1 pseudogene is annotated in these 769 nt (G+C 40.4%); it reads left to right on the top strand.

Annotated features, from left to right (window positions below):
- Nucleotides 1-769: pseudogene (locus AOB46_RS22715) on the top strand (DUF2723 domain-containing protein); the annotation flags it as partial.

Genomic DNA, 769 nt, shown 5'->3' with positions numbered 1-769 from the left:
ACCTGATTACTTTAGGAATTCTGATTATTGTTTTCAAAATTATCTTCCCGGTTATCATGACGATGTTCGGAAAGCTGGAGATCTTCTTTGTGAACGGACTGGGACTTCCTTTCCATTCAGGAACTATTGCAGCATTTATCTTAATGACGGCCTTATGCTATTTCCTGATTAAGTATGCGAAGAAAGCAAAAAGAAATATTTTCCAGACCGCAGCTTTATCGGTTGTGTATATGATTATCGGTTTCTCATGCTGGATGGTAATTCCGATCAGAGCAAATGCGAATCCTCCGATGAACCTTAATGATCCTGATACCGCGATCGGGATGCTGGATTACTACAACAGAGAGCAATACGGAGACTGGCCTACAATGTATGGACAGAACTATACGGCTTTCCTTGATGCTAAAGGAATCGAAAAAAATGAAGACGGAAGCTTCAAGACGACAAAAACCGGGGAAGTATACGAAAAAGATGAAAGAACCGGTACGTACAGAAAGACGAATGACAGATTCAACTATGTATTCAATAAGTCTCACGTTAGCTTGATGCCGAGAATGTTCAATGAAGATAAAGACGTGATGGCTAATTACATTTCGATGTACGGTGCTCCGGATTTCACTCTGAATTATGCCAACGAAGATGTAGCGGATAATCCTCAGGCTAAGCAGATCTTTGATGAGCTGAGAGCCAAATATGAAGATAAAACCATCACGGCAGCAGATTATTTAAAAGTAAAACCATACGACCTGATCAACGTTCAGAAACCTTC

It is taken from the genome of Chryseobacterium indologenes (assembly GCF_001295265.1).
Taxonomy (GTDB): Bacteria; Bacteroidota; Bacteroidia; order Flavobacteriales; family Weeksellaceae; genus Chryseobacterium; species Chryseobacterium indologenes_A.
This window is presented reverse-complemented; position numbering and strand designations above follow the sequence as displayed.